22 protein-coding genes are annotated in these 25,559 nt (G+C 72.3%); 13 read left to right on the top strand and 9 right to left on the bottom strand.

Features of this window, described 5'->3' with window-relative positions; genetic code table 11:
• Window positions 1–15: 15 nt before the first annotated feature.
• The 4 genes from GTY47_RS25335 to GTY47_RS25320 form a co-directional block, all read right to left on the bottom strand.
• Window positions 16–1,494, bottom strand: coding sequence for a citrate:proton symporter (locus tag GTY47_RS25335; RefSeq protein WP_324604468.1), 1,479 nt, complete (start codon window positions 1,492–1,494; stop codon window positions 16–18).
• Window positions 1,495–1,593: 99 nt separating this feature from the next.
• Window positions 1,594–3,861 carry a molybdopterin oxidoreductase family protein gene (locus GTY47_RS25330; RefSeq protein WP_010046204.1) on the bottom strand — a complete coding sequence of 756 codons (2,268 nt, stop codon included), beginning with the start codon at window positions 3,859–3,861 and terminating at the stop codon, window positions 1,594–1,596.
• A gap of 92 nt (window positions 3,862–3,953) precedes the next feature.
• Window positions 3,954–4,562, bottom strand: coding sequence for a TetR/AcrR family transcriptional regulator (locus GTY47_RS25325; RefSeq protein WP_010046201.1), 609 nt, complete (start codon window positions 4,560–4,562; stop codon window positions 3,954–3,956).
• 4 nt (window positions 4,563–4,566) lie between these two features.
• Window positions 4,567–5,223 (bottom strand): hypothetical protein, encoded by a 657-nt coding sequence (locus tag GTY47_RS25320; RefSeq protein ID WP_086012584.1) that lies wholly within the window; start codon window positions 5,221–5,223, stop codon window positions 4,567–4,569.
• 180 nt (window positions 5,224–5,403) lie between these two features.
• Here GTY47_RS25320 and hmgA point away from each other — a divergent pair, with 180 nt between their 5' ends.
• From hmgA to GTY47_RS25305, 3 genes are read left to right on the top strand one after another with little or no spacing between them, the layout of a single operon-like run.
• Window positions 5,404–6,720, top strand: a complete 1,317-nt coding sequence (gene hmgA / locus GTY47_RS25315; protein ID WP_010046197.1) for a homogentisate 1,2-dioxygenase — start codon at window positions 5,404–5,406, stop codon at window positions 6,718–6,720.
• Between the two features lie 26 nt (window positions 6,721–6,746).
• Entirely contained in the window at window positions 6,747–7,496 is a 750-nt protein-coding gene (locus GTY47_RS25310) for a GntR family transcriptional regulator (RefSeq protein ID WP_010046195.1), read from the top strand.
• 26 nt (window positions 7,497–7,522) lie between these two features.
• Window positions 7,523–8,683 carry a type ISP restriction/modification enzyme gene (locus tag GTY47_RS25305; protein ID WP_010046192.1) on the top strand — a complete coding sequence of 387 codons (1,161 nt, stop codon included), beginning with the start codon at window positions 7,523–7,525 and terminating at the stop codon, window positions 8,681–8,683.
• Here GTY47_RS25305 and GTY47_RS25300 read toward each other — a convergent pair.
• The gene (locus tag GTY47_RS25300) at window positions 8,680–9,396 is read right to left on the bottom strand and encodes a TetR/AcrR family transcriptional regulator (RefSeq protein WP_010046189.1); all 717 of its coding nucleotides are present in this window, start codon (window positions 9,394–9,396) and stop codon (window positions 8,680–8,682) included. The genes GTY47_RS25305 and GTY47_RS25300 overlap by 4 nt on opposite strands.
• 63 nt (window positions 9,397–9,459) lie before the next feature.
• On the opposite strand from GTY47_RS25300, the gene GTY47_RS25295 reads away from it, so the two are divergent.
• Window positions 9,460–10,452: a daunorubicin resistance protein DrrA family ABC transporter ATP-binding protein gene (locus tag GTY47_RS25295; RefSeq protein WP_029181615.1), complete on the top strand. Its 993-nt coding sequence runs from the start codon at window positions 9,460–9,462 to the stop codon at window positions 10,450–10,452.
• Window positions 10,449–11,231, top strand: a complete 783-nt coding sequence (locus tag GTY47_RS25290; RefSeq protein ID WP_010046185.1) for an ABC transporter permease — start codon at window positions 10,449–10,451, stop codon at window positions 11,229–11,231. The genes GTY47_RS25295 and GTY47_RS25290 overlap by 4 nt, the downstream gene beginning before the upstream one ends.
• A 182-nt stretch (window positions 11,232–11,413) precedes the next feature.
• On the opposite strand, the gene GTY47_RS25285 is transcribed toward GTY47_RS25290, so the two are convergent.
• The 3 genes from GTY47_RS25285 to GTY47_RS25275 all read right to left on the bottom strand — a co-directional run bounded on the left by GTY47_RS25285 (window position 11,414) and on the right by GTY47_RS25275 (window position 13,164).
• Window positions 11,414–11,680, bottom strand: a complete 267-nt coding sequence (locus GTY47_RS25285) for a hypothetical protein (RefSeq protein ID WP_029181614.1) — start codon at window positions 11,678–11,680, stop codon at window positions 11,414–11,416.
• A gap of 126 nt (window positions 11,681–11,806) precedes the next feature.
• The gene (locus tag GTY47_RS25280) at window positions 11,807–12,625 is read right to left on the bottom strand and encodes an anti-sigma factor (protein ID WP_010046182.1); all 819 of its coding nucleotides are present in this window, start codon (window positions 12,623–12,625) and stop codon (window positions 11,807–11,809) included.
• The gene (locus GTY47_RS25275) at window positions 12,622–13,164 is read right to left on the bottom strand and encodes a sigma-70 family RNA polymerase sigma factor (RefSeq protein ID WP_010046179.1); all 543 of its coding nucleotides are present in this window, start codon (window positions 13,162–13,164) and stop codon (window positions 12,622–12,624) included. Before GTY47_RS25275 ends, GTY47_RS25280 begins: the two co-directional genes overlap by 4 nt.
• A gap of 227 nt (window positions 13,165–13,391) precedes the next feature.
• On the opposite strand from GTY47_RS25275, the gene GTY47_RS25270 reads away from it, so the two are divergent.
• The 4 genes from GTY47_RS25270 (at window position 13,392) to GTY47_RS25255 (ending at window position 20,066) form a co-directional block, all read left to right on the top strand.
• Window positions 13,392–14,933 carry a DUF4331 domain-containing protein gene (locus GTY47_RS25270; protein ID WP_010046171.1) on the top strand — a complete coding sequence of 514 codons (1,542 nt, stop codon included), beginning with the start codon at window positions 13,392–13,394 and terminating at the stop codon, window positions 14,931–14,933.
• Window positions 14,934–15,041: 108 nt separating this feature from the next.
• On the top strand, window positions 15,042–16,787 hold the full coding sequence (locus tag GTY47_RS25265) for a tetratricopeptide repeat protein (protein WP_010046170.1): 1,746 nt from the start codon (window positions 15,042–15,044) through the stop codon (window positions 16,785–16,787).
• Window positions 16,784–18,364, top strand: coding sequence for a nickel transporter (locus tag GTY47_RS25260; RefSeq protein WP_010046169.1), 1,581 nt, complete (start codon window positions 16,784–16,786; stop codon window positions 18,362–18,364). Before GTY47_RS25265 ends, GTY47_RS25260 begins: the two co-directional genes overlap by 4 nt.
• 79 nt (window positions 18,365–18,443) lie before the next feature.
• Window positions 18,444–20,066, top strand: coding sequence for a serine/threonine-protein kinase (locus GTY47_RS25255; RefSeq protein ID WP_040904098.1), 1,623 nt, complete (start codon window positions 18,444–18,446; stop codon window positions 20,064–20,066).
• Between the two features lie 4 nt (window positions 20,067–20,070).
• Here the strand turns inward: GTY47_RS25255 and GTY47_RS25250 are convergent, their stop codons facing one another.
• On the bottom strand, window positions 20,071–20,877 hold the full coding sequence (locus GTY47_RS25250) for an SGNH/GDSL hydrolase family protein (protein ID WP_010046167.1): 807 nt from the start codon (window positions 20,875–20,877) through the stop codon (window positions 20,071–20,073).
• A gap of 336 nt (window positions 20,878–21,213) precedes the next feature.
• On the opposite strand from GTY47_RS25250, the gene GTY47_RS25245 reads away from it, so the two are divergent.
• From GTY47_RS25245 to GTY47_RS25230, 4 genes are all read left to right on the top strand, one after another.
• Window positions 21,214–22,422 (top strand): S8 family peptidase, encoded by a 1,209-nt coding sequence (locus GTY47_RS25245; protein ID WP_010046166.1) that lies wholly within the window; start codon window positions 21,214–21,216, stop codon window positions 22,420–22,422.
• 494 nt (window positions 22,423–22,916) lie between these two features.
• On the top strand, window positions 22,917–23,738 hold the full coding sequence (locus GTY47_RS25240; protein ID WP_010046164.1) for a glycosyltransferase family 2 protein: 822 nt from the start codon (window positions 22,917–22,919) through the stop codon (window positions 23,736–23,738).
• Entirely contained in the window at window positions 23,735–24,733 is a 999-nt protein-coding gene (locus GTY47_RS25235; protein ID WP_010046161.1) for a glycosyltransferase family 2 protein, read from the top strand. Before GTY47_RS25240 ends, GTY47_RS25235 begins: the two co-directional genes overlap by 4 nt.
• Entirely contained in the window at window positions 24,726–25,526 is an 801-nt protein-coding gene (locus GTY47_RS25230) for a polysaccharide deacetylase family protein (protein ID WP_010046159.1), read from the top strand. The genes GTY47_RS25235 and GTY47_RS25230 overlap by 8 nt, the downstream gene beginning before the upstream one ends.
• Window positions 25,527–25,559: the final 33 nt, after the last annotated feature.

Here is a 25,559-nt window from a genome sequence, read left to right as displayed (position 1 = left end):
GGATGACCACGGGGGTCAGATGATGCCGAAGAGCAAGCCTGCCCCGAGGATGACCAGGCAGGTGAGGGCGGCCCACTTCACGACGAACTTCGTGTGGTCGCCGAACTCCACCTTGGCCATGCCGACCAGGACGTAGACGGCCGGGACGAGCGGGCTGGACATGTGCAGCGGCTGGCCGACGAGGGAGGCACGGGCCATCTCCATCGGGGAGACACCATGCGCGGCGCCCGCCTCGGCGAGGACGGGGAGGACACCGAAGTAGAAGCCGTCGTTCGACATGAAGTACGTCAGCGGCAGGCTCAGCACACCGGTCACGATGGCCATGTGCGGGCCCATGCCCGCGGGGATGACGTCCACCATCCACTTGGCCATCTGGTCGACCATGCCGGTGCCCTGGAGGACGCCGGTGAAGACGGCGGCGGCGAAGACCATGCCGGAGACGTTCAGGACGTTGTCGGCGTGGGCGGCCAGACGGGCCTTCTGGTCGGGGATGTGCGGGAAGTTCACGGTGAGGGCGAGCGCGGCACCGAGCAGGAACAGCACCGGGATCGGCAGCAGCTCCATGATCATCGCGGTGAGCAGGGTGACGGTGAGCAGCGCGTTGAACCAGTAGAGCTTGGGGCGCAGGGTGGCCCGGTTCGGGTCGAGGCCCTGGAAGCCGTCGCCGTCCGAGGAGTCCGCGGAGTCCCCGGCGGCCTCCGGAGCGTCCGTGCCGGAGCCCGTGCCGCCCGTGGCGCCGGAGCCGCCCTTGCGCATTGAGACCTTGCCGTCGCCGGAGCCGCCGGCGCCCACGAGGACCGTCTCGGTCTCCTTCTCCTCCTCCAGCACCTCGTCCAGCGTCAGCACGCCCAGCCGCCGGCGCTCACGCACACCGAGGACGTAGGAGAGGACGAAGACGAACAGCAGGCCCACCAGGAGCGCGGGGATCATCGGGACGAAGATGTCGCTGGCGTCGAGCTTGAGCGCGGTCGCGGCGCGGGCGGTCGGGCCGCCCCAGGGGAGGGTGTTCATCACGCCGTTGGCCATGGCGGCGACACCGGTCATCACGACCAGGCTCATCTTCAGGCGCTTGTACAGCGGGTACATCGCCGAGACCGTGATCATGAAGGTGGTGGAGCCGTCGCCGTCCAGCGACACGATCGCGGCGAGCACGGCGGTGCCGACGACGATCCGCATCGGGTCGGCTTTGCAGAATTTGAGGATGCCGCGGACGATCGGGTCGAAGAGACCGACATCGATCATCACCCCGAAGTAGACGATCGCGAACATGAGCATCGCCGCAGTGGGGGCGAGGTCGGTCACGCCGTCGAGGACGTAGTCGCCGAGCTTGGCGCCCTTGCCGACGAACACGCAGAACAGCGCGGGAATCAGCACGAGCGCCGCGATCGGCGACATCTTCTTCATCATGATCAGGACCAGGAAGGTCGCGATCATGGCGAAGCCGAGGATGGTCAGCATGAGTGGATACCTAACGTTCGCCCTTGAACATCCCACCAGGGCCGGCGGTGTCCGAGACGTTAGGTGCCGTCAAGCAGCGTTAACAAGACGTTGACGTGCGAGCAATAAGCGCAAAACTGCTGGTCACAGCTTTGCTCAGGTCAGAGCGGTGAGCTTTTCGGTCACGGATGCGCATCCGGAGGCCGTCTCGGGGGCGACCTCGACGGGCACTCCGTTGAGGACCGCGTTGCCCGACAGCGGGTCGAGCAGGCGGCCGTCGAGGAGCTGGTTGACGTTGACGCCGGGGTCGGTCGCGGCGTGACCGAGACGGGTGCCGGGGCGGTCGTGGCCCCAGCCGTGCGGCAGGCTCACCACGCCCCGGCGCACGTCGTCCGTGACCTCGGCGGGTGCGGTCACCTCTCCCCCGGCGCCCTTCACCCGCACCGGCGCCCCGTCGCGCACGCCCAGCCGTTCGGCGTCCTCGGGGTGGATGTGCAGGGTGCAGCGGTTGGAGCCGCCGGTGAGGGCGGGCACGTTGTGCATCCAGCTGTTGTTCGAGCGGAGGTGACGGCGGCCGACCAGGACGAGCCCGTCGGGGCGCTCCTCCCGGGCGCGCTTGAGGCGGGGCAGATCGTCCGCGATCGGCCGCGGCAGCAGCTCCACCGTGCCGCTCCTGGTCTTCAGCGGCTGCGGCAGGCGGGGGCGCAGCGGTCCGAGGTCGATGCCGTGCGGGTGTGCGAGCAGCTTCTGAAGGGTCAGTCCGTCCGGTCGTACGCCGAAGCCGTCGCCGTAGGGGCCGAGGCGCAGCATCATGTCCAGCCGTCGCTCGGGTCCGTTGTCGCCGGTGAGCCGGGCGGCCAGCTCGCGGGGATCCCGGCCGTGCACGGGCGAGTGCGGCTCCTTGACGGCCTTGCCGAGGGTCTGGTCGATGACCATCTGGTCGACGGCGGCCGGATCGGCCCCGTGCATGCCCGTCACCGCGAGGATCAGCCGGGCCAGGATCTCCGTCTCGGCCATGCGGCCCGGCTCCAGCGGGATCGCGGGGCGGGTGTAGCGGACCTGGTTGCGGACGGCGAGGGTGTTGAAGGCGAAGTCGTGGTGCGGGCTCTGGGAGGGCGGGGGCGGGGGCAGGACGACGTCGGCGTGGCGGGAGGTCTCGTTCAGGTACGGGTCGACGCTGACCATGAAGTCGAGCGAGTCGAGCGCCTTGTCGAGCCGGTCGCCGTCGGGTGCGGAGAGCACGGGGTTGGCGGCGACGGCGAGGAGCGCGCGTACCGGCTCGCCCTCCTCGGTGGTGGTGTCGATCTCCTCCGCGAGGGCGGAGAGGGGCAGTTCACCCTTGGCCTCCGGGTGCCGGCTCACGCGGGAGTGCCAGCGCCCGAGGGCGAAGCCGCGGCCGGGCCCGGCGGGGCGCGGGGTCTTGTCGGTGGCGGCCTGCGGGAAGAGCGCGCCGCCGGGCCGGTCGAGGTTGCCGGTGAGGATGTTCAGGACGTCGACGAGCCAACTGGCCAGGGTGCCGTGCGGGACGGTGCAGCTGCCGATGCGGCCGTAGACGGCGGCGGTGGGGGCGGCGGCGAGTTCGCGGGCGAGGGTGCGGATGACGCCGGCCTCGACATCGCAGGCGGCGGCGACGGCTTCGGGGGTGAACTCCCGCAAGGCGTCGGCAACTTCCTCGACGCCCTGCACGTGCGGGATCGGCTCGGTGAGCCCCTCGTCGAAGAGCACCTGGGCCATCGCCGCCAGCAGCAGCGCGTCGGTGCCGGGCCGCACGGCGATGTGCCGGTCGGCGAGCTTCGCGGTGCGGGTACGGCGCGGGTCGATCACGACGAGCGTGCCGCCCCGGGCCTTGAGGGCCTTCAGCTTGCCCGGGAAGTCGGGGGCCGTGCACAGGCTGCCGTTGGACTCCAGCGGGTTGGCGCCGATCAGGAGCAGGTGGTCGGTGTGGTCCAGGTCGGGCACGGGGATGGCGTTCGCGTCGCCGAAGAGCAGTCCGCTGGAGACGTGCTTGGGCATCTGGTCGACCGTGGAGGCGGTGAAGACGCTACGGGTGCCGAGCCCGGCGAGCAGCACCGCCGGGTAGAGGGCGCCGGCCATGGTGTGCACGTTGGGGTTGCCGAGGACGACGCCGACGGAGTTCGGGCCGTATCGCTCGACGACGGGCCGGATGCCGGCGGCGACCGCGTCGAAGGCCTCCTCCCAGGTGGCCTCGCGCAGCTCGCCGTCCCTGCGCACGAGCGGGGTGCGCAGCCGGTCGGGGTCGGCGTCGACGGCGCCGAAGGAGGCGCCCTTGGGGCAGATAAAGCCCTTGCTGAAGACGTCGTCGCGGTCACCTCGGGCGTGGGTGACGCGCGTCCCCTCGATGGTGAGGGTCAGGCCGCAGGTGGCCTCGCACAGGGGACAGATACGCAGGGCGGTGCGGGACACGGGTCCTCCCGGGGGCGGCGGCTACGGTGACGCACGGACGGCCTGAGCATACCGACCGGTATGCATGGAGGGGAGGCCCTGGCCGGACGAGGTCAGTCGAGCACTCGGGCCAGATACGCCCGCAGCATCTCCCGCATCTCCTCGATGATCTTCCGGTCCCCTTCCGGCACGACCCGGAACGCCAGATGCACCAGGGTGTCGGCGGTCTCGACGGCGATGAGGAAGACCCGGCGCAGCTCCTCGTCGGGCTCGCGGTCGAGATAGCCGGAGAGGAGCTCGGTGAGCCGGTCGGCGACGCGGTGGTTGGGTTCGGCGTGACGTGCGCCGACCGGGATCTGGTTGCCGAAGTCGACGAGGGAGAAGCCGGGCGCGGTGCGCTTCATCTCCAGGTACTCGTCGAGCACGGCGTCCATGGCCTCGCGCCAGCCCCCGTCGCCCGCTTCCCGCAGGCGCTGGGTGACCCGCTCCGAGTAGCGCTCCAGGTTGCGCTGCGCCAGCGCGTCGACCATCTGGCGCTTGTTGCCGAAGAAGCGGTAGACCGAGCCGATGGGGACCGCCGCCCGCTGGGCGACGGCCCGGGTGCTCAGGTCGTCGTAGCCGACCTCGTCGAGGAGGTCGGCGCAGGCGTCGAGGATTCTGGCCAGGCGTTCGGCGCTGCGCCGCTGGACGGGCGCACGACGGAGCGATGTCGCGTGGGGCACGGGCTCATGATGCCTTTCCAACGCGCTCCGGTGAACCTCGCCCCCGCATCCAGGAGCGGGTGTCCGTGATCCGGGACCGGGTGTCCATGCTCCGGGACGGCGTGTCCGTCGCGTGCGTCCGCGCCTGCCGCCGGACGTCCGTACTCGGCGTGGGGTCGGGCTCGGGGCCGGGCTCCGACGCGGTGATGTCGGCCGTGCTCTCCACGGGTGCGCCGTCCACCGCCCACACCGTGCCGTCGTCGGCGTGGAGACGGGCCGTGACGCGGTGCGTGCCCCGTGGCACGAGGCGCTCGGCGAGACGGTGCTCGGGCGCCCGGAGCCGGGCGACCGGGCGGCCGTCCACGTAGAGCCATGCGAGGCCGCGCCCGGCCACCGCCCGGGCTGCCGTACCGGCCGGGGAGAAGCGGAAGTTCCGCACGGTCAGACGGACGTCCCAGCCGCCGGCCGCGCCGGGCTGCACCTCGACGCCGACGTCGGGGGCGTCCCGCCGCGCCACCTCGCGGTAGGCACGCCCCTCCTGGTCCCGGTCCTCCAGAAGGCTGCCCACCGGTACGTGCCGCGTCCCGTCCTCCCGCGCCTCACCGGAGCCGCAGCCCGCGGATCCGGTCAGCAGGAGGACACAGACCGCGAGCACGGTGCGAGATCCCCGTGTCCACGACATGCCGGGGAGCGTAGAACAGGCGTCCGGTCCGGCGGATCGTCCTGGAGTCGGGTTCCCCTCCTCCGCAATGAGGAGTCCCGCAGGCCCGCGCGTCCCTCTTGCGTCGGGGAAATCGCAATCCTACGGTGTTGCATAGGAATCGGGTGGCGCACGAATCGGGACAACAAGGGAGCAGCGATCATGGGCGCGGACGCGCGGAAGACCGCCGAAGGGCTGACCTATCTCTCCGGCTTCGGCAACGAGCACAGCTCCGAGGCCGTCCCCGGCGCACTGCCGGAGGGCCGCAACTCGCCCCAGCGTGCCCCGCTCGGGCTGTACGCGGAACAGCTGAGCGGTACGGCCTTCACCGAGCCCCGGGCCCACAACCGCCGCTCGTGGCTGTACCGGATCCGCCCGTCGGCCGCGCACCCGGCGTTCACCCGCACGCACAACGGCTCGATCCGCACCGCCCCCTTCACGCAGACCGTGCCCGACCCCAACCGCCTGCGCTGGAACCCCCTGCCCGACCCGGCGCCGGAAACCGACTTCCTGGCCGGCCTGTGGACCCTCGGCGGCAACGGTGACGCCACCCAGCGCACCGGCATCGCCGTCCACCTCTACACCGCCAACGCCTCGATGGACCGGGTGTTCAGCGACGCCGACGGCGAGCTGCTGATCGTCCCGGAGCGCGGCGGGCTGCTGCTGCGCACCGAGTTCGGTCTGCTCCACGTGGAGCCGGGCCATGTGGCGCTGATCCCGCGTGGTGTCCGCTTCCGTGTGGACCTGCTCGACGAGTCCGCCCGCGGCTATGTGTGCGAGAACTACGGCGCGCCCTTCCGCCTCCCCGACCTGGGCCCGATCGGCGCGAACGGCCTGGCCAACCCGCGGGACTTCCGCGCCCCGGTCGCCGCGTACGAGGACGTCGAGGGCCCGGTGGAGGTGGTGAACAAGTTCTGCGGCAACCTCTGGACGGCCACCTACGACCACTCCCCGCTCGATGTCGTCGCCTGGCACGGCAACCATGTGCCGTATGTCTATGACCTTCGCCGCTTCAATGTGCTCGGCACCATCACGTACGACCACCCCGACCCGTCGATCTTCACGGTGCTGACGTCCCCGTCGGACACCCCGGGCCTGGCCGGGGTCGACTTCGTGGTGTTCGCCCCGCGCTGGCTGGTGGGCGAGGACACGTTCCGGCCGCCGTACTTCCACCGGAACGTGATGACCGAGTACATGGGCCTGATCGAGGGCGCGTACGACGCGAAAGCGGAAGGCTTCGTGCCGGGCGGCGGCTCGCTGCACAACATGATGTCGGCGCACGGCCCGGACCGGGAGACCTTCGACCGGGCGAGCGCCGCCGAGCTGAGGCCGCAGAAGATCGACGACGGCCTGGCGTTCATGTTCGAAACCCGCTGGCCGATCACTCTCACCCCGCAGGCGGCCCGCGCGGAACACCTCCAGCAGCGCTACGACGACGTCTGGCAGGGCCTGGAACGGCACTTCCGTCCCTTGCACTGAACATCCCCGACCGGTACGGATGGCCCGTGACCTCCTTCGCTCCGGACTCGATCGTCCTGAACCGCAAGCTGCCGCTCTGGTACCAGGTGTCGCAGTCGCTGCGCGCCTCGATCCTCGGCCGCTCGCCCCAGGACCCGCTGCGCCTGCCCACCGAGGAGCAGCTGGCCGGGCACTACGGCGTGAGCGTGCTGACCATGCGGCAGGCGCTGAAGGAGCTGGAGGACGAGGGGCTCATCACCCGCCACCGCCGGCGCGGCACGTTCATCGAGCCGCACGCGCGCCGGGGTTCCCCGGTCCGGCTGCTCGGCTCGGTGGACGCGATCGTGGCCCAGCAGTCCGGCATGACGACCGAGCTGCTGGACCACGGCACGGCCCCGGTGCCGGCCGAACTCGCCGAGTTCTTCCCGGATCTGACCGAGGTGGCGACGTACCACCGGCTGCGCAGCGACGAGAAGACCGGCGAGCCGACCAACCACGCCCGCAACCACGTGCGTCCCGAACTGGCCGCGCGCATGGACCTGGACGACCTGGTCCGGTGGCCCATGACCAAGGTGCTGCGGGACGTCGTCGGGGCGGACATCAGCCGCATCACGGACACGGTGGAGGCCCGCCTGGCCGACCCGGAGACCGCGAAACTGCTCCAAGTCCCGCTGCTCAGCCCGATCCTGCACTACACGGGCATCACGTACGACGCCGGCGGGCGGCCGCTGGACGTGGCCGTCATCCAGTACCGGGGGGACCGCTTCTCCTTCACGGTGACCCTGGACGCGACCTGACCCCTGTGCCGGAGCCACACCGTACGATGCCCTGCGTGACGCACGACGACGCTCCGCCGCTGGCGGACCTCATGCCGTGGTCCGTCGCACCGCCGCGGCTCGGCCGGGGCTGGCCGGCGGGCCCCGACGCGGCGTCCCTGAAGGCCCGCTGGGACGCCCTGATGAAGGCCGAGGGACCCGACCGCGAGACCCTGTTCGAGCCGACCCGCTCGCGCACGCCGCACACGGCGGTCGGCCAGTTGCCCGGCCAGGCCGGCAGCGGCACGGAGAAGCTGGCGCGTGCCTCGGGGCCGTGCCCGGAACCGGTGCGCGTGCTGTACGCCCCCTTCGACGAGCAGTGGCTGATCCCCGACCAGCGGCTGATCGACGCGGCCCGCCCGGAGCTGTGGCGGGTGGCGGACGAACGGCAGGTCTTCGTGCTGGAGACGCCCGAGGCCGCCCTCGCCCCAGGCCTGCTCGTCACCTCACTGCTCCCGCTGCTCCGCCCCGGCCGGATCCGCCCGCTGTTCCGGCGGCCGCACGGGCAGGAACCGAATCTGGCGCCCGGCCTGCTGGAGCACCTGGGCACCCGCCTGGGCAGTGTCCCCACGCCTCTTGACGTGCTGGCGTGGATCACGGCGACAGCACGGCCGGACCTCTCCGTCCCGCTCACCGGGGACGCCGACGCCTGGGCGCGAGGTCTGGAGCTGGGCCACCGGCTGTTGTGGCTGATGCGCCGCGACGGCGAACGCCCCAAGCTCCCCGGCGGCCGCCGCCCCTATGTCCGCGCCCCGCTGCCCGCCCGCCCCCTGACCGTGCGCTACGACCGGGACGAGGAGGCCCTGCTGCTGGACGAGGGCCGCATCTCCCCGGTGCCGCCTGAGGCCTGGGACTTCGAGGTGGGCGGGGTGCGCGTCCTGGAGCAGTGGTTCACTGCGCGTGTCACCGAGGCCGAGCCGGGCACGCTCGCCGCGATCCGCCCCGCCACCTGGCCCCAGACCTGGACGTCGGAGCTGCTGGAACTGATCACGGTCCTGGCCCTGCTGGCCGAACTGCGCCCCCTGGAGCAGCCGGAGCTCCCCGACCCGGTCTCGGCGACCGAGCTGCGCGAGGCCGGCGTCCTCCCGGTGCCGGCCTCGGCCCGCCGCCCGGCCTCGGTGCTGGACGGCCCCGAGGAGGGCCCGGAGGGCCAGCTCGCGCTGCTCTAGCGCAGGCCGGGGTCGTAGGCGTCCAGTACGCGCTCGAGGGCCCGTCTGAACACCGCCTCCAGATCGACCGGCCCGCTCTGCTCCATGAAGGCCGCGGCCAGGCGCGGATACGCGCCGGTGGCCACCTGGCTGCCCAGATAGGCCATCCGGACCGCGTTCTCCTCCTCCACGGACCACGGCATGGAGCGCGTGCGCTCGACGGTCGCGATGTCGTTCGCGGTGTACGTCGTCACGACGCCGTTGAGCAGCGCGATCAGCTCCGTCTTCGTGCCGGCCGGGACGTCGAGCGGTTCGAGGCAGGCCAGGCAGTGCTCCAGGTAGCGCAGGGAGTTGGGGCTGAAGGCGTACACCCCTGGCATCAGGCGCGGCACCCAGGTGTGACGGCGCATGATGGCGCGCGTCTCCTCGGCGTTGCGGAGCATGTCGGCGCGCCAGTCGCCCGTGGGCTCGAACATCTCGTGCTCGGCACCGACGGCGTCGATCATGAGCTCGTACAGGTCCTCCTTGCGGGGGACGTAGTTGTACAGCGACATCGTGCCGCAGCCCAGTTCCGCCGCGACGTGCCGCATGGACACCGCGTCCAGCCCCTCCGCGTCGGCGATCCGCACCGCCGCCGCCGCGATGTCGGCGCGGGCGAACGCCGGTTTCGGACCACGTCCGGTGCGCTCGGGGCGCGCCCAGATCACTTCGGGTACGGCAGCTCGGCCCGCCATCGATCATCACCTCGGCCACCATCCTAGTTACGTACACCGTACGTAGTGCGCTATGGTCATGCCATGACTTCTACGTACGCTGTACTTAGTCAGGGTCTGGAGAAGCGGTTCGGGGAGGTCCATGCCCTGCGCGGGCTGGATCTCGCGGTGGCCGAGGGGACGGTCTGCGGGGTCCTCGGGCCGAACGGGGCGGGCAAGACCACGGCCGTACGGCTGCTGACCACACTGCTGCGGCCGGACGCGGGCTCCGCCCGGGTCGCCGGGCACGACCTCGCCCGGGAGGCCGCCGCCGTACGGAGCCGGATCGGCGTCACCGGGCAGGACACGTCGATCGACGGGGATCTCACCGGACGACAGAACCTGCTGCTGTTCGGCCGGCTGCACCGGGTGCGCGGTCCCGCCGGCCGGGCCGCGGAACTACTCGGCCGCTTCGGGCTGGCCGAGGCCGCCGACCGGCCCGCCTCCGGCTACTCCGGCGGGATGCGGCGCCGGCTGGACCTGGCGGCGAGCCTGATCCGGCGCCCCGAGGTGCTGTTCCTGGACGAGCCGACGACCGGCCTCGACCCGGCCAGCCGCAACCTCATCCGGGACGCGGTGCGCGATCTGACCGCCGAGGGCACGACCGTGCTCCTCACCACCCAGTACCTGGAGGAGGCCGACCAACTCGCCGACAACATTGCCCTGGTGGACCGGGGCCGGGTCGCGCACACCGGGTCTCCGGCCCAGCTCAAGGCGCTCGTCGGGGCGCACGCCGAGGTCGTCGTGACGGACGCGGACGCGCTCACGAACGCGGCAGCGGTCCTCGACCGGCTCACGGGCGCGCAGCCGTCGTTCGACCGCGAGCGGAACGCCGTCGGCGCGGTGAGCAAGGACCCGACGCTCACCCTTCCGCTGCTCGTGCGCACGCTGGACTCGGCGGGCGTGCCGCTGCTCGACGTGAGCCTGCGGCCCCCGACGCTCGACGACGTCTTCCTGCGCCTCACGGACACCGGGCCCACGGCCACGACCACCACCCCGACCACCACCACGACCGACGACAGGGAGCGTGCCGCATGAGCATGCTGGCGTACGACGGAGCCGCGATGCTGGGCCGCCAGCTGCTGCGGATGCGGAACAACCCGGGGCTGCTGATCCTCACCCAGACGATGCCGGTCAGCATGCTGCTGTTCTTCGGCTACGTCTTCGGCAGCGCGCTCGCGATGCCGGGCGAGGCGTACCGGTCGTTCCTGGTGCCGGGCCTGCTGGTGGCGACCGCCGCGGGCGGGATCATGACCGGCATGTTCCAGGCGGCCCAGGACACGCACCGGGGCGTGACGAACCGCTTCCGCACGCTGCCGATGAGCCGGGCGGCCGTACCGCTGGGGCAGGCCGCCGCGGACGTGGTGGCCACGGCCGTCGGGACGGTGCCGTTCCTCCTGGTGGGGCTCGCGGTGGGCTGGCGGATCGAGGGCGGCCCGCTCGAAGCGGTGGGGGCCGTCGGGCTCTTGATGCTGTTCCGCTTCGCCTGCGTCTGGGCCGGGATCTTCCTCGGCCTGCTCACCCGGAACGAGGAGGCGGCCGGTCAGCTGGGCGGGGCGACCTTCCTGCTGCCGCTGCTGTCCAGCGCGTACATCCCGACGAGCGGGCTGCCGGGCTGGCTGCGGACGGTCGCCGAGTGGAATCCGATCAGCGCGGTGGCGACGGCTCTGCGGGACCTGTTCGGCAACGCCCCCGTGCCCGGCGGGGCGGCCTGGCCGGTGGCCCATCCCGTCGCGGGGTCGCTGATGTGGTGTGCCGTGCTGCTCGGGGTGTTCGTGCCGCTGGCCGTGCGCCAGTACGCGCACGGGGAGCGGTGAAGGGGCGGACGGAACGCCGAAGCCGGACGACGCCCCCGGTCACTGCCGGGCGGGGATGAGGCACCGACTGGGGGCGGGCCGCGCTCGGGTACGCGCCTGGCGCTGCTGCGTGCCGTGGGGATGACGGACGACGAGTGCGCAGCGTTGCGCCAGGGGCGGCGTGACCGCCCGAGCGCGGGCCCCTACTTGCCGCCGAACAGCGAGCGGCGCAGCCGGCGCAGCGGTGCGAAGAGCGAGACGCGGCGCACGCGCGCTCCCCGGCCACTGCGGTCGTGCGGCTGGCGCGCGGTCAGTTCACGCATCAGCGAGGTCGCCTCGACCGTCTCCCGCTGCGGGACGGCAGGGCCACCCAGCACCGAGAGGTGGCGGTCGAGGCGCGAACTGGTCGCGCTGCTTCCGCAGGTGATCGCAGGGACCCTGGCCCTGCTGCGCAATGTTATCTGTTCCATGTCACTCCCCACCCGTACGAGTCCACCCGGCCCGGGCAGGTTAACCCTATCGCCCCGTCCGGGCACTCGTGTATCGCGGTCACAGGATTCACCTTCCCCACAAGGCGGTTGACGATGTATTCCCGATTACTCTCCGAATCCGACAGATTTCAGGGCGAGTTGGACGATGGGCTGGGTAGTGGGCTGCGACGATCCCCCGGCCGGCTCGACGGTCACTGCCAGTGACGTCGCGGACGTGCCGAGATCCGTCGCGACCAGGGGCGTGTCGCCCTCGAAGAGGCCCAGGGAGCGTGGTTGCGCGCCCGGGCGCATGAGCCACAACTGGTGCACTCGGCCGCCCGGCGGAGCACCGTATCCGCCGAGGGTGACCACCGCGCTCCCCTCTGAGGCGGAAGCGATCACTCCGATGGTTCGGCCCCGCCCGTCCCGGCCGCTGCTCGCACGGGCGTCCGGAGCCGCGAGGACGTGGGCGATCTCACGTGACCGCTCCCGCTCGGCGGTCAGCTGGTCCTGGGTGCTGTTCGCCTGCACCGCGAACAACGAGGCGACGACGAGGGCCGCGGCGGCGGTGGCCGTGGCGAAGGGCACGAACAGCGGGATGCGGCGCCGCTCCCGCTGCCGCGGCGGCGGCTGGGTGCCCCACACGTGCGGCGGCAGCTGCGGCGCACGCACGCGTGCCGGCTCGCGTGCCGCGTGCTGCGGCGCCGGGTCCTGCGGAGTCGCCCGTACGGCGGCCATGACCCGGTCGCGCAGGGCGGCGGGTGCCGGGGCGGCCGTGGACCAGGCGAGCCGTACGGCGTCCTCGGACAGGGCGCGCACCTCGGCGGCGCAGCGGCCGCAGTCCCTCAGGTGCTTCTCGAAGCGGACCCGCTCCGGGGATTCGAGGGCGTCGAGCGCGTAGGGCGCGGCGAGCGAGTGCGGGTCCTCGCGGCGGAAGAGACTCATGCCACGCCTCCCAGGCACTCGCGCATCCGGGTGAGCCCGTCGCGCATCCGCGTCTTGACGGTGCCCAGCGGCAGGGAGAGCCGCTCGGCCACCTCACGGTAGGTGTAGCCCTCGTAGTAGGCGAGGGTGACGGACTGGCGCTGGAGTTCGGTGAGGCGGTCCAGGCAGACGCGCACCCACTCGCGCTCGAGTCCCGCCTCGACCTCCTCGGTGACCTGGTCGAAGGCCGGGTGGTGGGCGCGCCAGGCCTCCCGCTGCTCGCGCTCGCCGGCCGCGCGGGCGCTGCGCACCCGGTCGACGGCACGGCGGTGGGCGAGGGTGAGGATCCACGACATCGCGCTGCCCCGTCCCGGGTCGAACTTCGCGGCCGAGCGCCACAGTTCGAGCAACACCTCCTGAGCCACCTCCTCCGACTGGGCGGGGTCGCGCACCACACGCCGTACGAGTCCGAACACCGGGCCGGACACCAGCCCGTACAGATCCTCGAAGGCCTTCTGGTCGCCGCCCGCCACGAGCAGCAGCAGCTCGTCCGCCTCCACTGGGTCCCCCTCTCCCCGGCCGCATGGGGCCTGTCCCCTCACACGAGGCATTCGCAACGCACACACCTCCGGATGGGGTTACGGATCAGCGTGCCGAAAACGCGGGTCGCCCGGCGATGAAACAACTTTTCAAACGCGACGTAAGAACGTTTGAGATTCGACCAATCCGCTCTGCCGACCGCTCCGAATGGCGTGTGTCAGGCAAGTTGGCACTGAGGACGGACGGCATGACACCTTTCTCCAGGACCCGTGCGACCGGTGTGGGACGCAGGAGCATCGCGACCGCGGTCTGCGGTGCGCTGGCCGCCGGCGGGCTCGCAGCCGCCGGTGTGACCGCGCTGGAACCCGAGGCGGCCTCCGCCTCCAGTCACCGCGAGGCCCCGCTGATCTCGGGGACCCCGCAGTACGACAACACCGACGTGTACGCGTTCGTCAGCCCGGACAAGCCGGACACGACGACCATCGTCGCGAACTGGATCCCGTTCGAGGAACCCGCCGGCGGGCCCAACTTCTTCACGTTCGCCGAGGACGCCCAGTACGACCTGCGCATCGACAGCGACGGTGACGCGCAGGAAGACCTGCTGTTCCGGTACACGTTCAAGACGCACACGAAGAACGACAAGACGTTCCTGTACAACACGGGCCCGGTCGAGAGCCTCGACGACCCCGACCTCAACATCACGCAGACGTACGACCTCGAACTGATCAAGCTGCGCCATCTGAAGGCGGTGTCGAAGACCAAGGTCGCCGACGACGTCCCCGTGGCGCCGTCGAACGTCGGCAAGGCGTCGATGCCGGACTACAACACCCTGCGCGAGCAGGCGATCCACAAGCTCGCCGGGGGCGCCCAGACCTTCGCCGGGCAGGCCGACGACCCGTTCTTCCTGGACCTCAGGGTCTTCGACCTGCTGTACGGCGGGAACCTCTCCGAGGTCGGCAACGACACGCTCAAGGGCTACAACGTCAACACGATCGCCCTCCAGGTCCCCAACAGCTTCATCACCCAGTCGCACGACCAGCCGGTCGTCGGCATCTGGTCGACGACGCAGCGCAAGAACGCCCAGGGGTACTTCTCACAGGTCTCGCGCCTGGGCAACCCGCTGGTGAACGAGGTCGTCAACCCGCTGAAGGACAAGGACACGTTCAACGCGTCCGCGCCTCGGGACGACGCCCAGTTCCTGAAGAACGTCACCAACCCGGAGCTGCCCAAGCTCATCGAGGCGATCTACAAGATCCCGGCGCCCGACGAGCCGCGCAACGACCTGGTCGACGTGTTCCTCAAGGGCGTCAAGGACCTCAACCAGCCGCCGCACGTGACGCCGTCGGAGCAGCTGCGCCTCAACACCTCGATCAAGCCGGCCGCCAAGCCCAAGCGGCTCGGTGTCCTCGACGGTGACAACGCCGGCTTCCCGAACGGCCGTCGCCTCACCGACGACGTGATCGACGCCTCGCTCCAGGTGGTCGAGGGTGAGCTGCTGGGCGCGAAGAACGACCTGGGTGACGCGGTCGACAAGAACGACAAGGACTTCGAGAAGGCCTTCCCGTACGTCGCCCTGCCGACGGAGGGGTCGCGCGGGCCGCTCGCCAAGGGCGTGGACGGCGGCAACGACGTCCGCAGCCAGCTCGGCGACGCGCTCCAGCCGGCCGATGCGCAGAGCTCGGACGACATGCGCCTGATCGCCGCGTCCGCCGGGGCCGGGGCGGGCGGCATCGTCCTGATCGGCGCGGCCCTGATGTGGTGGCGCCGCATGCGGAACCGGGCGTACTGACCCGCTCCGCTTCCACCGACCGGCGCGGCCCGTTTCACCGTCCCCCACGGCACGGGCCGCGCCTCTCCCCTCACCCCACCGCACCCGCACAGCCGACCGAGGAGAGGTATGTCTCCGCGTACGACCGACAGCACACCGGAGAGCCACGACGACGCCCGCCCGCCGTCGACGGCCCCGGAGCCCGAGACCGACGGGCAGGGGCCCGGGGGGCGGGACGACGGTTCGGCCGCCGGGACGGAGGCCGACGAGCAGGCTGCTCCGCGGGCCGGAGCGCCGACCCCGGGCGGAGCGGGTGGAGCCGAGGCGGCCGGGCCGCGTGACGCGGGGGCGGAGACGGCGGGGGACGGCCGGGACCGGGCGGACGCCGTCGGCGCGGAGACCGGCGAAGCCGGCGCCCGGCCCGGGACCGACGCCGGCGGGGAGGCCGAGCCGCGCACCGGCGCCGGCCCCACCTCCGAACCCGCCGCCGGCGGCGGTCAGCGGGTGGCGGCCGTGCGGCGGGTCGCCGCTGCCGGGCGACGGTGGCGGGGGGCGCACCTTGCCGGGTGTGCCGCGCTGCTGGCTGTCGCGCTGACCGGTGGGGCCATCGCGGTCGGGGGGGCGCAGGATCGCGGAACCGGGGTCGATGCCGTGTCCGCGGCCGGGGCGTTGTCCCCCGGCGACCTCGCCCGGGGCGATCTCGACTCGGGGATCCGGTCCCTGCAGAGGCATCTCCGCGCCCAGCCCAGGGACTTCGGCGGCTGGGCCACCCTCGGGACCGCCTACGTCGAACAGGCGCGGACGAAAGGCGACCCCTCGCGCTATCCGCAGGCCGAGCGGGCGCTGAAGCGGTCCCTGGAGCTGGACCCCGGCAACGACCAGGCTCTCGCCGGCCGTGCCGCCCTCGCCGCCGCCCGGCACGACTTCACCGGCGCGCTCAAGGACGCCGACCGGGCCCTGAAGCAGAACCCCTACAACGAGCGCGCCCTGTGCACGCGCATAGACGCCCTCGTCGAGCTGGGCCGGTACGAGGACGCCGCCGAGGCCGCCCGCACCGCCGATGACAGGCGGCCCGGGATACCCGTCTTCACGCGGTACGCGTACGTGAAGGAGCTGAGCGGCGACGTCCGTACGGCGCGTGACGTGCTGGAGCGCGCCCTGGAGGCCGCCGACACGCCCGGCGACATCGCGTACGTCGCCACCGCCCTCGGGCAACTCGCCTGGAACCAGGGCGAGTACAAGACGGCCCTCGGCCACTACGCCCGGGCCCTCGCCGCCGACGAGGACTACCTCCCCGCCCTGGAGGGCCGCGCCCGCGCCCAGGCCGCGAACGGCGACCGGGCCGCCGCCGTCGAGGGACTGGAGCGAGTCGTCGCCCGCTTCCCGCTGCCCGGCCCGCTCGTCGCCCTCGGCGAGCTGTACGAGGACCGCGGCGCCGACGGCGACCGGGCGAAGGCCGGCGACCAGTACGCCCTCGTCGACGCCTGGACGTCCCTCGCCCGCGCGGGCGGTGTCAACGCCGACCTCGACTCGGCCATGGCCGCCGCCGACCACGGCGACAAGAAGGAGGCCCTGCGCGCCGCCCGCGCCGAGTGGAACCGCCGGCACAGCGTCCACACCGCCGACGCCCTCGCCTGGGCCCTGCACGTCAACGGCCGCGACGAGGAAGCCCTGCCGTACGCCCGCCGCGCCACCGCCACCGGCTACCGCAACGCCGGCTTCCTCTACCACCGGGGCATCATCGAGCGCGCCGCCGGGAACGACCGCGAGGCCCGCGACCACCTGACGGCCGCGCTCGACCTGAACCCCGGCTTCTCGCCGCTCGGCGCCCGCGAGGCCCGTGCCGCGCTCAAGGACCTGGAGGGGACCCGGTGACCGTGCGCCGCCTGTTCGCGTCCGGCGCCGCCGTCCTCACGGCCGCCTGCGCGCTCACCCTGCTGCCCGCCGGCGCGGCGAGCGCCCACCCGCTGGGCAACTTCACCGTCAACCGCTACGACGGTCTGGTCGCCGCCCCCGGCGAACTGCGGGTCCACCACGTCGAGGACCTCGCCGAGATCCCGGCGACCCAGGCGGGGCCGGACATCGAACGGCTGGGCATCGCCATGTGGGCCCGCGAGCGGTGCGCCACGGCCGCCGCGGACAGCAGGGTCACCGTCGACGGCCGCGGCACCCCGCTCACCGCCGAGCGCAGCCACGCGCGCGTGCGGCCCGGGCAGGCGGGACTCGACACCCTCCGTGTGGAGTGCGAACTGACCGCTCCCCTGCCGTCGGGCCAGGAGACCCTGTCGCTCGGCTTCCGTGGCGCGGGCGCCTCCTCCGGCCCCGGCTGGCGGGAGATCACGGCGCGGGGCGACCGTATGACGCTCACCGAGTCGGACGTCCCGGAGAGGACGATCTCGGCCGAACTGACCCGCTATCCCGAGGAGTTGCTCTCCTCCCCGGCCGACACCGCGGCCGCCGCCCTGCGCGTGCGCCCCGGTGGTGCGGCCCTGTCCGAGGAGGAGTCGGACGCCCCCGCCGCCTCCGTGCTGCCGCGCGGCGCCGACCGCTGGACGCGGGCCCTGGACGACCTGGTCGCCCGGCACGACCTCACCGTGGGCTTCGCCGCGCTGGCCCTGCTCATCGCCGTCGTCCTGGGCGCGATGCACGCCCTCGCCCCGGGCCACGGCAAGACCATCATGGCCGCGACGGCGGCGGCCCGGGGCGGCCAGGCCCGGATGAAGGACGTCCTGCCGATGGCCGCCTCGGTGACGGTCACCCACACCCTGGGCGTGGTCGCCCTGGGCCTCCTGGTGACGGCCGGTTCGGCGGCGGCCCCCTCCGTGATCGCCTGGCTCGGCGTCGCCAGCGGCGTCCTGGTGACCCTCGCGGGCGCGAGCCTGGTCCGCCGCGCCCTGCGCAACCGCGCGCACACCCACCACCACGGCGCTGGTGGCCACACCCACACACACGACGACGAGAGCCACAGCCACGCGCACGACCACGATCACGATCACCAGCACCACGATCACGACCACGACCACCCGCACGACCACAACCGCCCCCACTCCCACCCCCACACGATCGAGCACACCCACGGCGGGTCCACCCACTCCCACCCCGTCGCCCCCACCCTCCGCGGCACGATCCTCATGGGCTTCGCGGGCGGACTCGTGCCCAGCCCGTCCGCCGTGGTGGTGCTCGTCGGTGCCGCGGCCCTCGGGCAGGCCTGGTTCGGCCTGCTGCTGGTCGTCGCGTACGGCGTCGGGCTCGCGCTCACCCTGACGGCCGCCGGGTACGCCGTCGTCAAGGCGGGCAGCGGGATGAACCGGCTCCTGGACCGTCGCCCCCGCTGGACGACGGGCCCGATGGCGGCCCTGGTGCGCCGGACCGCGCCGCTCGGCTCGGCCTTCGCCGTCGTCGTCCTGGGGGCCGGACTGGTGTTCAAGGGGGCCGCATCCGCACTGGGCTGAGTTACGTTCGTGAGGAAATCCGACGTCATGGGGAAAACAGACCTCGTGGAGATTTCGCCCGGCTGCGAATGGGGGCGCCGTGTCCGAAGAACCGGGCCATGAGCGTGTGATCGCGGGCCGCTACCGGCTCCTGGCACCGCTCGGCGAGGGCGGTATGGGGACGGTGTGGCGCGCCCGCGACGAGGTGCTGCACCGTGAGATCGCCGTCAAGGAGGTGCGCGCCCCGGCGGGGCTCGGGGGCGACGACGTGCAGCGGATGTACGCCCGGCTGGAGCGGGAGGCGTGGGCGGCGGCCCGGATCTCCAACCGGAACGTGGTCACGGTGTACGACGTGGCGACGGACGAGGGCCGGCCGTGGATCGTCATGGAGCTGGTGCGCGGGCTCTCCCTGGCCGAGGTCCTGGACGCCGAGGGCCCGATGACCCCGCAGCGTGCCGCGCACATCGGTGCCGAGGTGCTGGCCGCGCTGCGGGCCGCGCACGAGGCCGGGGTGCTGCACCGGGACGTGAAACCGGCCAACGTGCTGATCGCGAACGACGGCCGGATCGTGCTCACCGACTTCGGCATCGCCATGGTCGAGGGCAGCTCCGCGCTGACCATGACCGGGGAGGTCATCGGCTCGCCCGAGTTCCTCGCCCCGGAGCGGGCGCTCGGCCGCACGCCGGGCCCGGAGTCCGACCTCTGGTCGCTCGGCGTGCTGCTGTACGCGGCGGTCGAGGGTCACTCGCCGTTCCGGCACGACACCCCGCTGAGCACGCTGCGCGCGATCGTCGACGAGGAGCTGCCGCCGCCGTACCGGGCCGGTCCGCTCGCCCCGGTCATCGAGGGGCTGCTGCGCAAGGATCCCGCGCAGCGGCTGCCGGCCGAGCAGGCCGAGCAGGACCTGCGGGTCATCGGCGCGGGCGGCTCGCCGCGCGCCGACACCGTACGGGCCGTCCCGTTCCCGCCGACGGTCGCGGCCCGTCCCGAGCCCTCGCCCACGCCCCCGATGCCCCTCCCCGGGCAGCCGGCGCCGTCCGGCTCGGGGGCGACGACGGCCACCCGCCAGGACCGCGACCGCCGGGCGGGCCGGGTTCTGGTCGCGGGCGTGGTCGCGCTGGCGCTCGCGGTGGGCGGGCTGACGTACGCGCTGCTGAACCGCGGGGACGGCGACGGGAACGGCGACCGGGGTGCCGGGGCGAGTACGCCCGCCGAGACCAAGGATCCGACGCAGAACACCGGGAGCGGGAAGTCCAGTCCGTCCCCGACGCCGAGTGAGAGCGAGAGCGAGGAGAGCAGTCCGCCGCCGCAGTCGGTGCGGGTCGGTCTGGACGGCACGCGCACGGACTACGCGGGGCCGTGTCCGCCGCCGGGCGCCCGGGCGCCGAGGTTCACGGCGACGTTCACGGTGGGGCGGCTGCCGGCCGAGGTGCGCTACCGCTGGGTGACGCAGGACGGGTCGGTGCTCGACGGTGGCTGGAAGACGCTGTCGTTCCCGGAGGGCGGCGGCCGTACGCAGCGGGACGCGGTGACCGTGACGACCGAGGCGGGGACCGGGACGTTCGAGAACGAGATCAGTGTCGAGGTGCGGGAGCCGGTGCGCACGACGTCCGAGTCGGTGCCGTTCTCGATCACCTGCGAGACGGAGACCCCGACGGGCGGGGCCTCCCCTTCTCCTTCGGACACGGAGTCGGACACGGAGTCGGACACGGACTCCGGCTGAGCGGTCAGTCGTTGGCGTTGAGCACGGGCAGGTAGCCGCCCGACTGGCCGGGTGCCTTCGGGTGGTACGACTCGCCGATGTTCAGCCAGTTGACGCTGTGCAGCCAGGAGTCGCCGGAGCAGATCTCGTGGCCGGTGAAGGTGCCGCGGACGTCGCCGAAGCTGAAGCCGTGGTTCGCGGCGCGCTTGGCGATGGCGGTGTTGAGGTGGTCGGAGGCGTCGTTGATGGCCTTGCGCTTGGTCTCGGAGAGGCCGAGGCAGGTGGTGCCGAGCTGGTAGAAGCGGGGGTAGCCGAGGACGACGACGTGGGCGTTGGGGGCCTTGGAGCGGATCGCCGAGTACACGCTGTCGAGCTTGCCGGGGAGCGTGGAGTCGACGTACGCGCGTGCGGTGTTGATGCGGGAGACGCAGGCGCTGTCGGACTGGGTCACACAGGTCGTCATGACGTCGGCGAATCCGGCGTCGTTGCCGCCCACACTGAGGGAGACGAGGGCGGTGGAGCTGCTGAGCGGGCCGAGCTGTCCGGACAGAACATCACCCGTTCGGGCGCCGGAGCAGGCCGTGAAGTCGAACGTCGAGGGTGAATGGGCGGTGGCCCAGAGGTAGGGGTAGGCCTTCGTGCTGCGCTTGCAGTCGCCGCTGGAGCTGATGTAGCTGCCGGCGCCCACTCCGGAGGAGTAGGAGTCACCGAGCGCTGCGTAGCCGCCAGTTGTGGCGACTGAGGACGCCTGCGCCGTGGCGGCCCCGGTGAGGGCGGTGCCGACGGCGAGGAGGAGCGAGCTCACGAAGACGACAAGTCGGGAACGTCTCATGGAACCTCCCTTAGCAGGATCTCTGCCACAACCGTCGTAGCAGCTACGCGGGTTGACAGGAAGTGTCCATGCCAAGCCTTTTCGGCCCTTTCCGGGACGCGCACGGCGTGTTCACCTCACGTCTTGTTACGCACTGGACACCTCTTGTTACGTGCTCATGACAGATTTGTTGACTAGTGCTCAACTCCCTTGTTCTACGCCGGTAGTTGGTCGACGCTTTACTCCGGCTGAGAGCGGAACGCGACGCTCCCGGCCGTGTGCGCGAGCACGCGCACATCCCCCACATGACGCACGCCCCACCCAGGCGCGCGCCGCCTAGAGGAGGACTCCCTCGTAATGGCACAACTGCGCAGCAAGAGACTCGGACTCGCCGCGATCACCTTGTCGGCGACCGCCGCCCTCGTGGGCGGGCTCACCGCCCTCCCCGCCCAGGCCGCCGGACCCGCCGAGGGCCGGGTGCTCGCCGCGGACTCCCCGGCCGCGATCAAGGACAGCTACATCGTCACGCTCAAGAAGAGCGCGGGCCTGAAGGCGTCATCGGCCGCGGGCAAGGAACTCGTCGAGGAGTACGGCGGCTCCGTGCGCAAGACGTTCGGCAAGGCGCTGAACGGCTACTCCGCCACCCTGTCCGCCACCGAGGCCAGGCGCCTCGCCGCCGACCCGGCGGTGGCCTCGGTCGAGCAGGACCAGCGCGTCGGGCTCTCCGCCACCCAGACCAGCGCCCCCTGGGGTCTGGACCGCATCGACCAGACCTCGCTCCCGCTCTCCGGCACCTACACCTACCCGGACACCGCGGGCAGCGGCGTGACGGTCTACGTGATCGACACCGGTGTGCGCATCACCCACCAGCAGATCAGCGGCCGTGCCGCGCACGGTTACGACGCCGTCGACGGCGACAACAACGCCTCCGACGGCAACGGCCACGGCACCCATGTGGCCACCACGATCGCGGGCTCGACCTACGGCGTCGCCAAGAAGGCGAAGATCGTGGGTGTGCGGGTGCTGAACAACAGCGGCTCCGGCACCACCGCGGGCGTGATCGCGGGCATCGACTGGGTGACGCAGAACCACTCCGGCCCCTCGGTCGCCAACATGTCGCTCGGCGGCGGTGCCTCCACCGCGCTGGACACGGCGGTCCGCAACTCCATAGCCAGCGGCGTCACGTACGCCGTCGCCGCGGGCAACAGCAGCACCACCGCCTCCTCGTCCTCCCCGGCCCGGGTCGCCGAGGCGATCACCGTCGGCGCCACCACCAGCACCGACGCCAAGGCGAGCTACTCCAACTACGGCTCCGCCCTGGACATCTTCGCGCCCGGCTCCTCCATCACGGCCGGCTGGCACACCAGCGACACCGCGACCAACACCATCTCCGGCACCTCGATGGCGACCCCGCACGTCGCGGGCGCGGCGGCGGTCTACCTGGCGGGCCACACCTCCTCCACCCCGGCCCAGGTCGCCTCGGCCCTGGTCGGCGGCGCCACCACCGGCAAGGTGACCAGCGCGGGTTCGGGCTCGCCGAACCGGCTGCTGAAGCTCGTGCCGTAACCGGCACGGACCGCACGGACACCAGCACCTGAACAACCGTTCCCCGGAGGCCGACCCGCCTCCGGGGAACGGTTGTTTCCGTTGTTTCCGTCACCGGAATCTTTCAACTTGTGCCCCATGAAAAGCATCCCGCAACGGCCAAACCAACAAAAACGTGAGGGGCCGTTCCAGGTCTTGCCATACGGGTTCAATCGTCAATACCGTCATACATCTCACCCGCATCGGTCCGTCAGTACGCGGCTCCAGGGGAGGGCTCAGGACCGCGACGGCCGGCGCGGGGCGCGGTAGGGGGGTGCCGTGCTCGGCGACCGCAAGGTGACCGGGCCGTGCCGCGCGGTCGGCTGTCGTTCTGCGCTGTCGGCCAGCTTTGCCAGCTCACCCGGCGTGCCCGAAGCTCCATCTCGGCGTGCCGCGGGTGAGAACCCCCCTTTCGAACCGGACTGGATCCGGACTGCCCTGGGGGGGCGGTCCACCGGACGAGAGGGACCAGACTCATGAGCTCAGTTCTGCAGCCGGCCGCGACGGACCCGCATCCGCCGACCGCCGGGAAGTACCGGCCCGTCTCCTCGCACCTGGCCATAGCGCCGCCGGTGAGCGTGGTCATCCCGGCCATGAACGAGGCGGAGAACCTTCCGTACGTCTTCAAGACCCTGCCCGACTGGATCCACGAAGTGGTCCTGGTCGACGGCAACTCCACCGACGACACCGTCCAGGTGGCCCGCGGGCTGTGGCCCGACGTCAAGGTCGTCGAGCAGCGCGGCAAGGGCAAGGGCGACGCCCTGATCACCGGGTTCCAGGCGTGCACCGGCGACATCATCGTGATGGTCGACGCGGACGGCTCGGCGGACGGCGGGGAGATCCTCTCCTACGTCTCCGCGCTGGTCTCCGGCGCGGACTTCGCCAAGGGCTCCCGCTTCGCCAACGGCGGTGGCACCGACGACATGACCTTCATCCGCAAGCTCGGCAACTGGGCGCTGTGCACGGTCGTCAACCGCAAGTTCGGCGCCCGCTACACCGACCTGTGCTACGGCTACAACGCGTTCTGGCGGCACTGCCTCGACAAGATCGACCTCGACTGCACCGGCTTCGAGGTCGAGACCCTGATGAACATCCGGGTCGTCAAGGCCGGCCTCAAGGTGCAGGAGATCCCGAGCTACGAGTACCTGCGCATCCACGGCACCAGCAACCTGCGGGCCGTGCGCGACGGGCTGCGCGTGCTCAGGGTCATCCTCCAGGAGCGCTCCAACCGCCGGGCGCTGCGCCGCCGTTCGCCCCAGTCGCCGATGCTCGACTCGGTCCGGGGAGAGGTGTCTTGAGCGGTCCCGGCATCTCGGTCGTGATCTGCGCGTACACGGAGGACCGCTGGGAGGACATCCTCGCGGCGGTCTCGTCCGTGCGGGCGCAGTCACGGCCCGCCCTGGAGACACTGCTGGTCGTCGACCACAACGAGCCGCTCCGGGAGCGGCTGGCCAAGGAGTACAAGGAGCCCGACGGCGGCGCGGTGGTGCGGGTGCTCGCCAACGCCGGTCCCCGCGGCCTGTCCGCCGGCCGCAACACCGGGATCGCCGCCGCGCGCGGAGAGGTCGTCGCCTTCCTCGACGACGACGCCGTGGCCGAGCGCGACTGGCTCCTGCACTTCGCCGAGGCGTACGCCGACCCGCGCGTGATGGCGGTCGGGGGGCGTACGGAGCCGGTCTGGGCGTCGGGACGCCGGCCGGCCTGGTTCCCCGAGGAGTTCGACTGGGTGGTGGGCTGCACCTACCGGGGCCTGCCGCGCGGCCGGGTCCGGGTGCGCAACGTGCTCGGCGGCAACGCCTCGTTCCGCCGCAGCGCCTTCGACGCGGCGGGCGGCTTCGCCACCGGCATCGGCCGGGACGGCGACAAGCGCCCGCTGGGCTGCGAGGAGACGGAACTGTGCATCCGTCTCAGCCGGGCCCGGCCCGACGCGGTGCTGCTGATCGACGACCGGGCCGTGATCCACCACCGGGTGCCCGAGGCCCGTGAGCACTTCCGCTACTTCCGTACGCGCACGTACGCCGAGGGCCTGTCCAAGGCCCTGGTGGCCCGCAGCGTGGGCGCCGACAAGGGACTGGAGTCCGAACGCCGGTACGCCACCCGGGTCCTGCCCGCGGGGGTGGCCCGAGGGCTGCGGGACGCCCTGCTGGCCCGGCCGGGCGGTGCCGGGCGGGCGGGGGCGATCGTCGCCGGGGTGCTGACGGCGGCGGGCGGCTACCTGGTGGGCGGCGTGCGGGCCCGCCGGGGCGGAACCACGTTCTCGGTGCCCGAGGTGGAGGTGGCGGCCCGTGAGTGACGTCCGCGTACCGATCCTCATGTACCACGCGGTCGCGACCGATCCGAACGACGCGACCCGCGCCCTGTCCGTGACCCCCGAGGCGTTCGCCGAGCAGATGGCGGTGCTCGCCGAGCGGGGTCTCCGACCCGTCACCACCGCCGAGCTGGCGGCGCGCTGGCGCTCCGGCCGCGCGCTGCCCGAGCGGCCGGTCCTCATCACGTTCGACGACGGCTACGAGGGGGTGCACCGGCACGCCCTGCCGGTGCTCGCCAAGCACGGCTTCCCGGCCAGCCTGTTCGTCTCGACCGGGTGGATCCGGGGGCCGTACGACACCGGCGGCGGCCTGGACACCATGCTGGACTGGGACCAGGTCCGCGAGCTCGCGGCGGCGGGCGTCGAGATCGGCGGGCACAGCCACAGCCACCCGCAGCTCGACCAGGTCTCCGACGCCACGCTGCGGTTCGAGCTGATCCACTGCAAGGAGATCGTCGCGGACCAACTGGGCACCGTTCCGGCCTCGTTCGCCTATCCCTACGGCTATTCCAGCCGCCGGGTCCGGCAGGCGGTGCGCGAGACGGGCTACGCGCAGGCCGTCGCCGTCGGCAACGGCCTCGCGCGCCGCGCGCAGGGTCCGTACGCCCTGCGGCGCGTGACGGTGCGCCGCAGCACGGGCACCGACGAGTTCGAGCGGCTGGTCGAAGGCCGGGCGATCGCCCGCACCTTCGCCCGGGACCGCGCCCTGACCAAGGGGTACGCCGTGGTCCGCAGGGCCCGTCAGGCACGCCGGCTGCTGTCCCGCTCCGGGGGCTGACCCGCGCCCGGGAACACGCCGCGTGCACCGGGA

Origin of the sequence: Streptomyces sp. SID5464 (genome assembly GCF_009862985.1) — a bacterium.
GTDB lineage: Bacteria > Actinomycetota > Actinomycetes > Streptomycetales > Streptomycetaceae > Streptomyces > Streptomyces chartreusis_D.
Note: the sequence above shows the minus strand (reverse complement) of the source record. Positions and strands in the feature narration are given on the sequence as shown.

Coding starts and splice junctions, on each gene's coding strand:
- GTY47_RS25320 (WP_086012584.1), bottom strand. CDS start 5,223: ATGTCGTGGACACGGGGATCTCGCACCGTGCTCGCGGTCTGTGTCCTC.
- hmgA (WP_010046197.1), top strand. CDS start 5,404: ATGGGCGCGGACGCGCGGAAGACCGCCGAAGGGCTGACCTATCTCTCC.
- GTY47_RS25305 (WP_010046192.1), top strand. CDS start 7,523: ATGCCCTGCGTGACGCACGACGACGCTCCGCCGCTGGCGGACCTCATG.
- GTY47_RS25300 (WP_010046189.1), bottom strand. CDS start 9,396: ATGGCGGGCCGAGCTGCCGTACCCGAAGTGATCTGGGCGCGCCCCGAG.
- GTY47_RS25295 (WP_029181615.1), top strand. CDS start 9,460: ATGACTTCTACGTACGCTGTACTTAGTCAGGGTCTGGAGAAGCGGTTC.
- GTY47_RS25290 (WP_010046185.1), top strand. CDS start 10,449: ATGAGCATGCTGGCGTACGACGGAGCCGCGATGCTGGGCCGCCAGCTG.
- GTY47_RS25285 (WP_029181614.1), bottom strand. CDS start 11,680: ATGGAACAGATAACATTGCGCAGCAGGGCCAGGGTCCCTGCGATCACC.
- GTY47_RS25280 (WP_010046182.1), bottom strand. CDS start 12,625: ATGAGTCTCTTCCGCCGCGAGGACCCGCACTCGCTCGCCGCGCCCTAC.
- GTY47_RS25270 (WP_010046171.1), top strand. CDS start 13,392: ATGACACCTTTCTCCAGGACCCGTGCGACCGGTGTGGGACGCAGGAGC.
- GTY47_RS25265 (WP_010046170.1), top strand. CDS start 15,042: ATGTCTCCGCGTACGACCGACAGCACACCGGAGAGCCACGACGACGCC.
- GTY47_RS25250 (WP_010046167.1), bottom strand. CDS start 20,877: ATGAGACGTTCCCGACTTGTCGTCTTCGTGAGCTCGCTCCTCCTCGCC.
- GTY47_RS25245 (WP_010046166.1), top strand. CDS start 21,214: ATGGCACAACTGCGCAGCAAGAGACTCGGACTCGCCGCGATCACCTTG.
- GTY47_RS25240 (WP_010046164.1), top strand. CDS start 22,917: ATGAGCTCAGTTCTGCAGCCGGCCGCGACGGACCCGCATCCGCCGACC.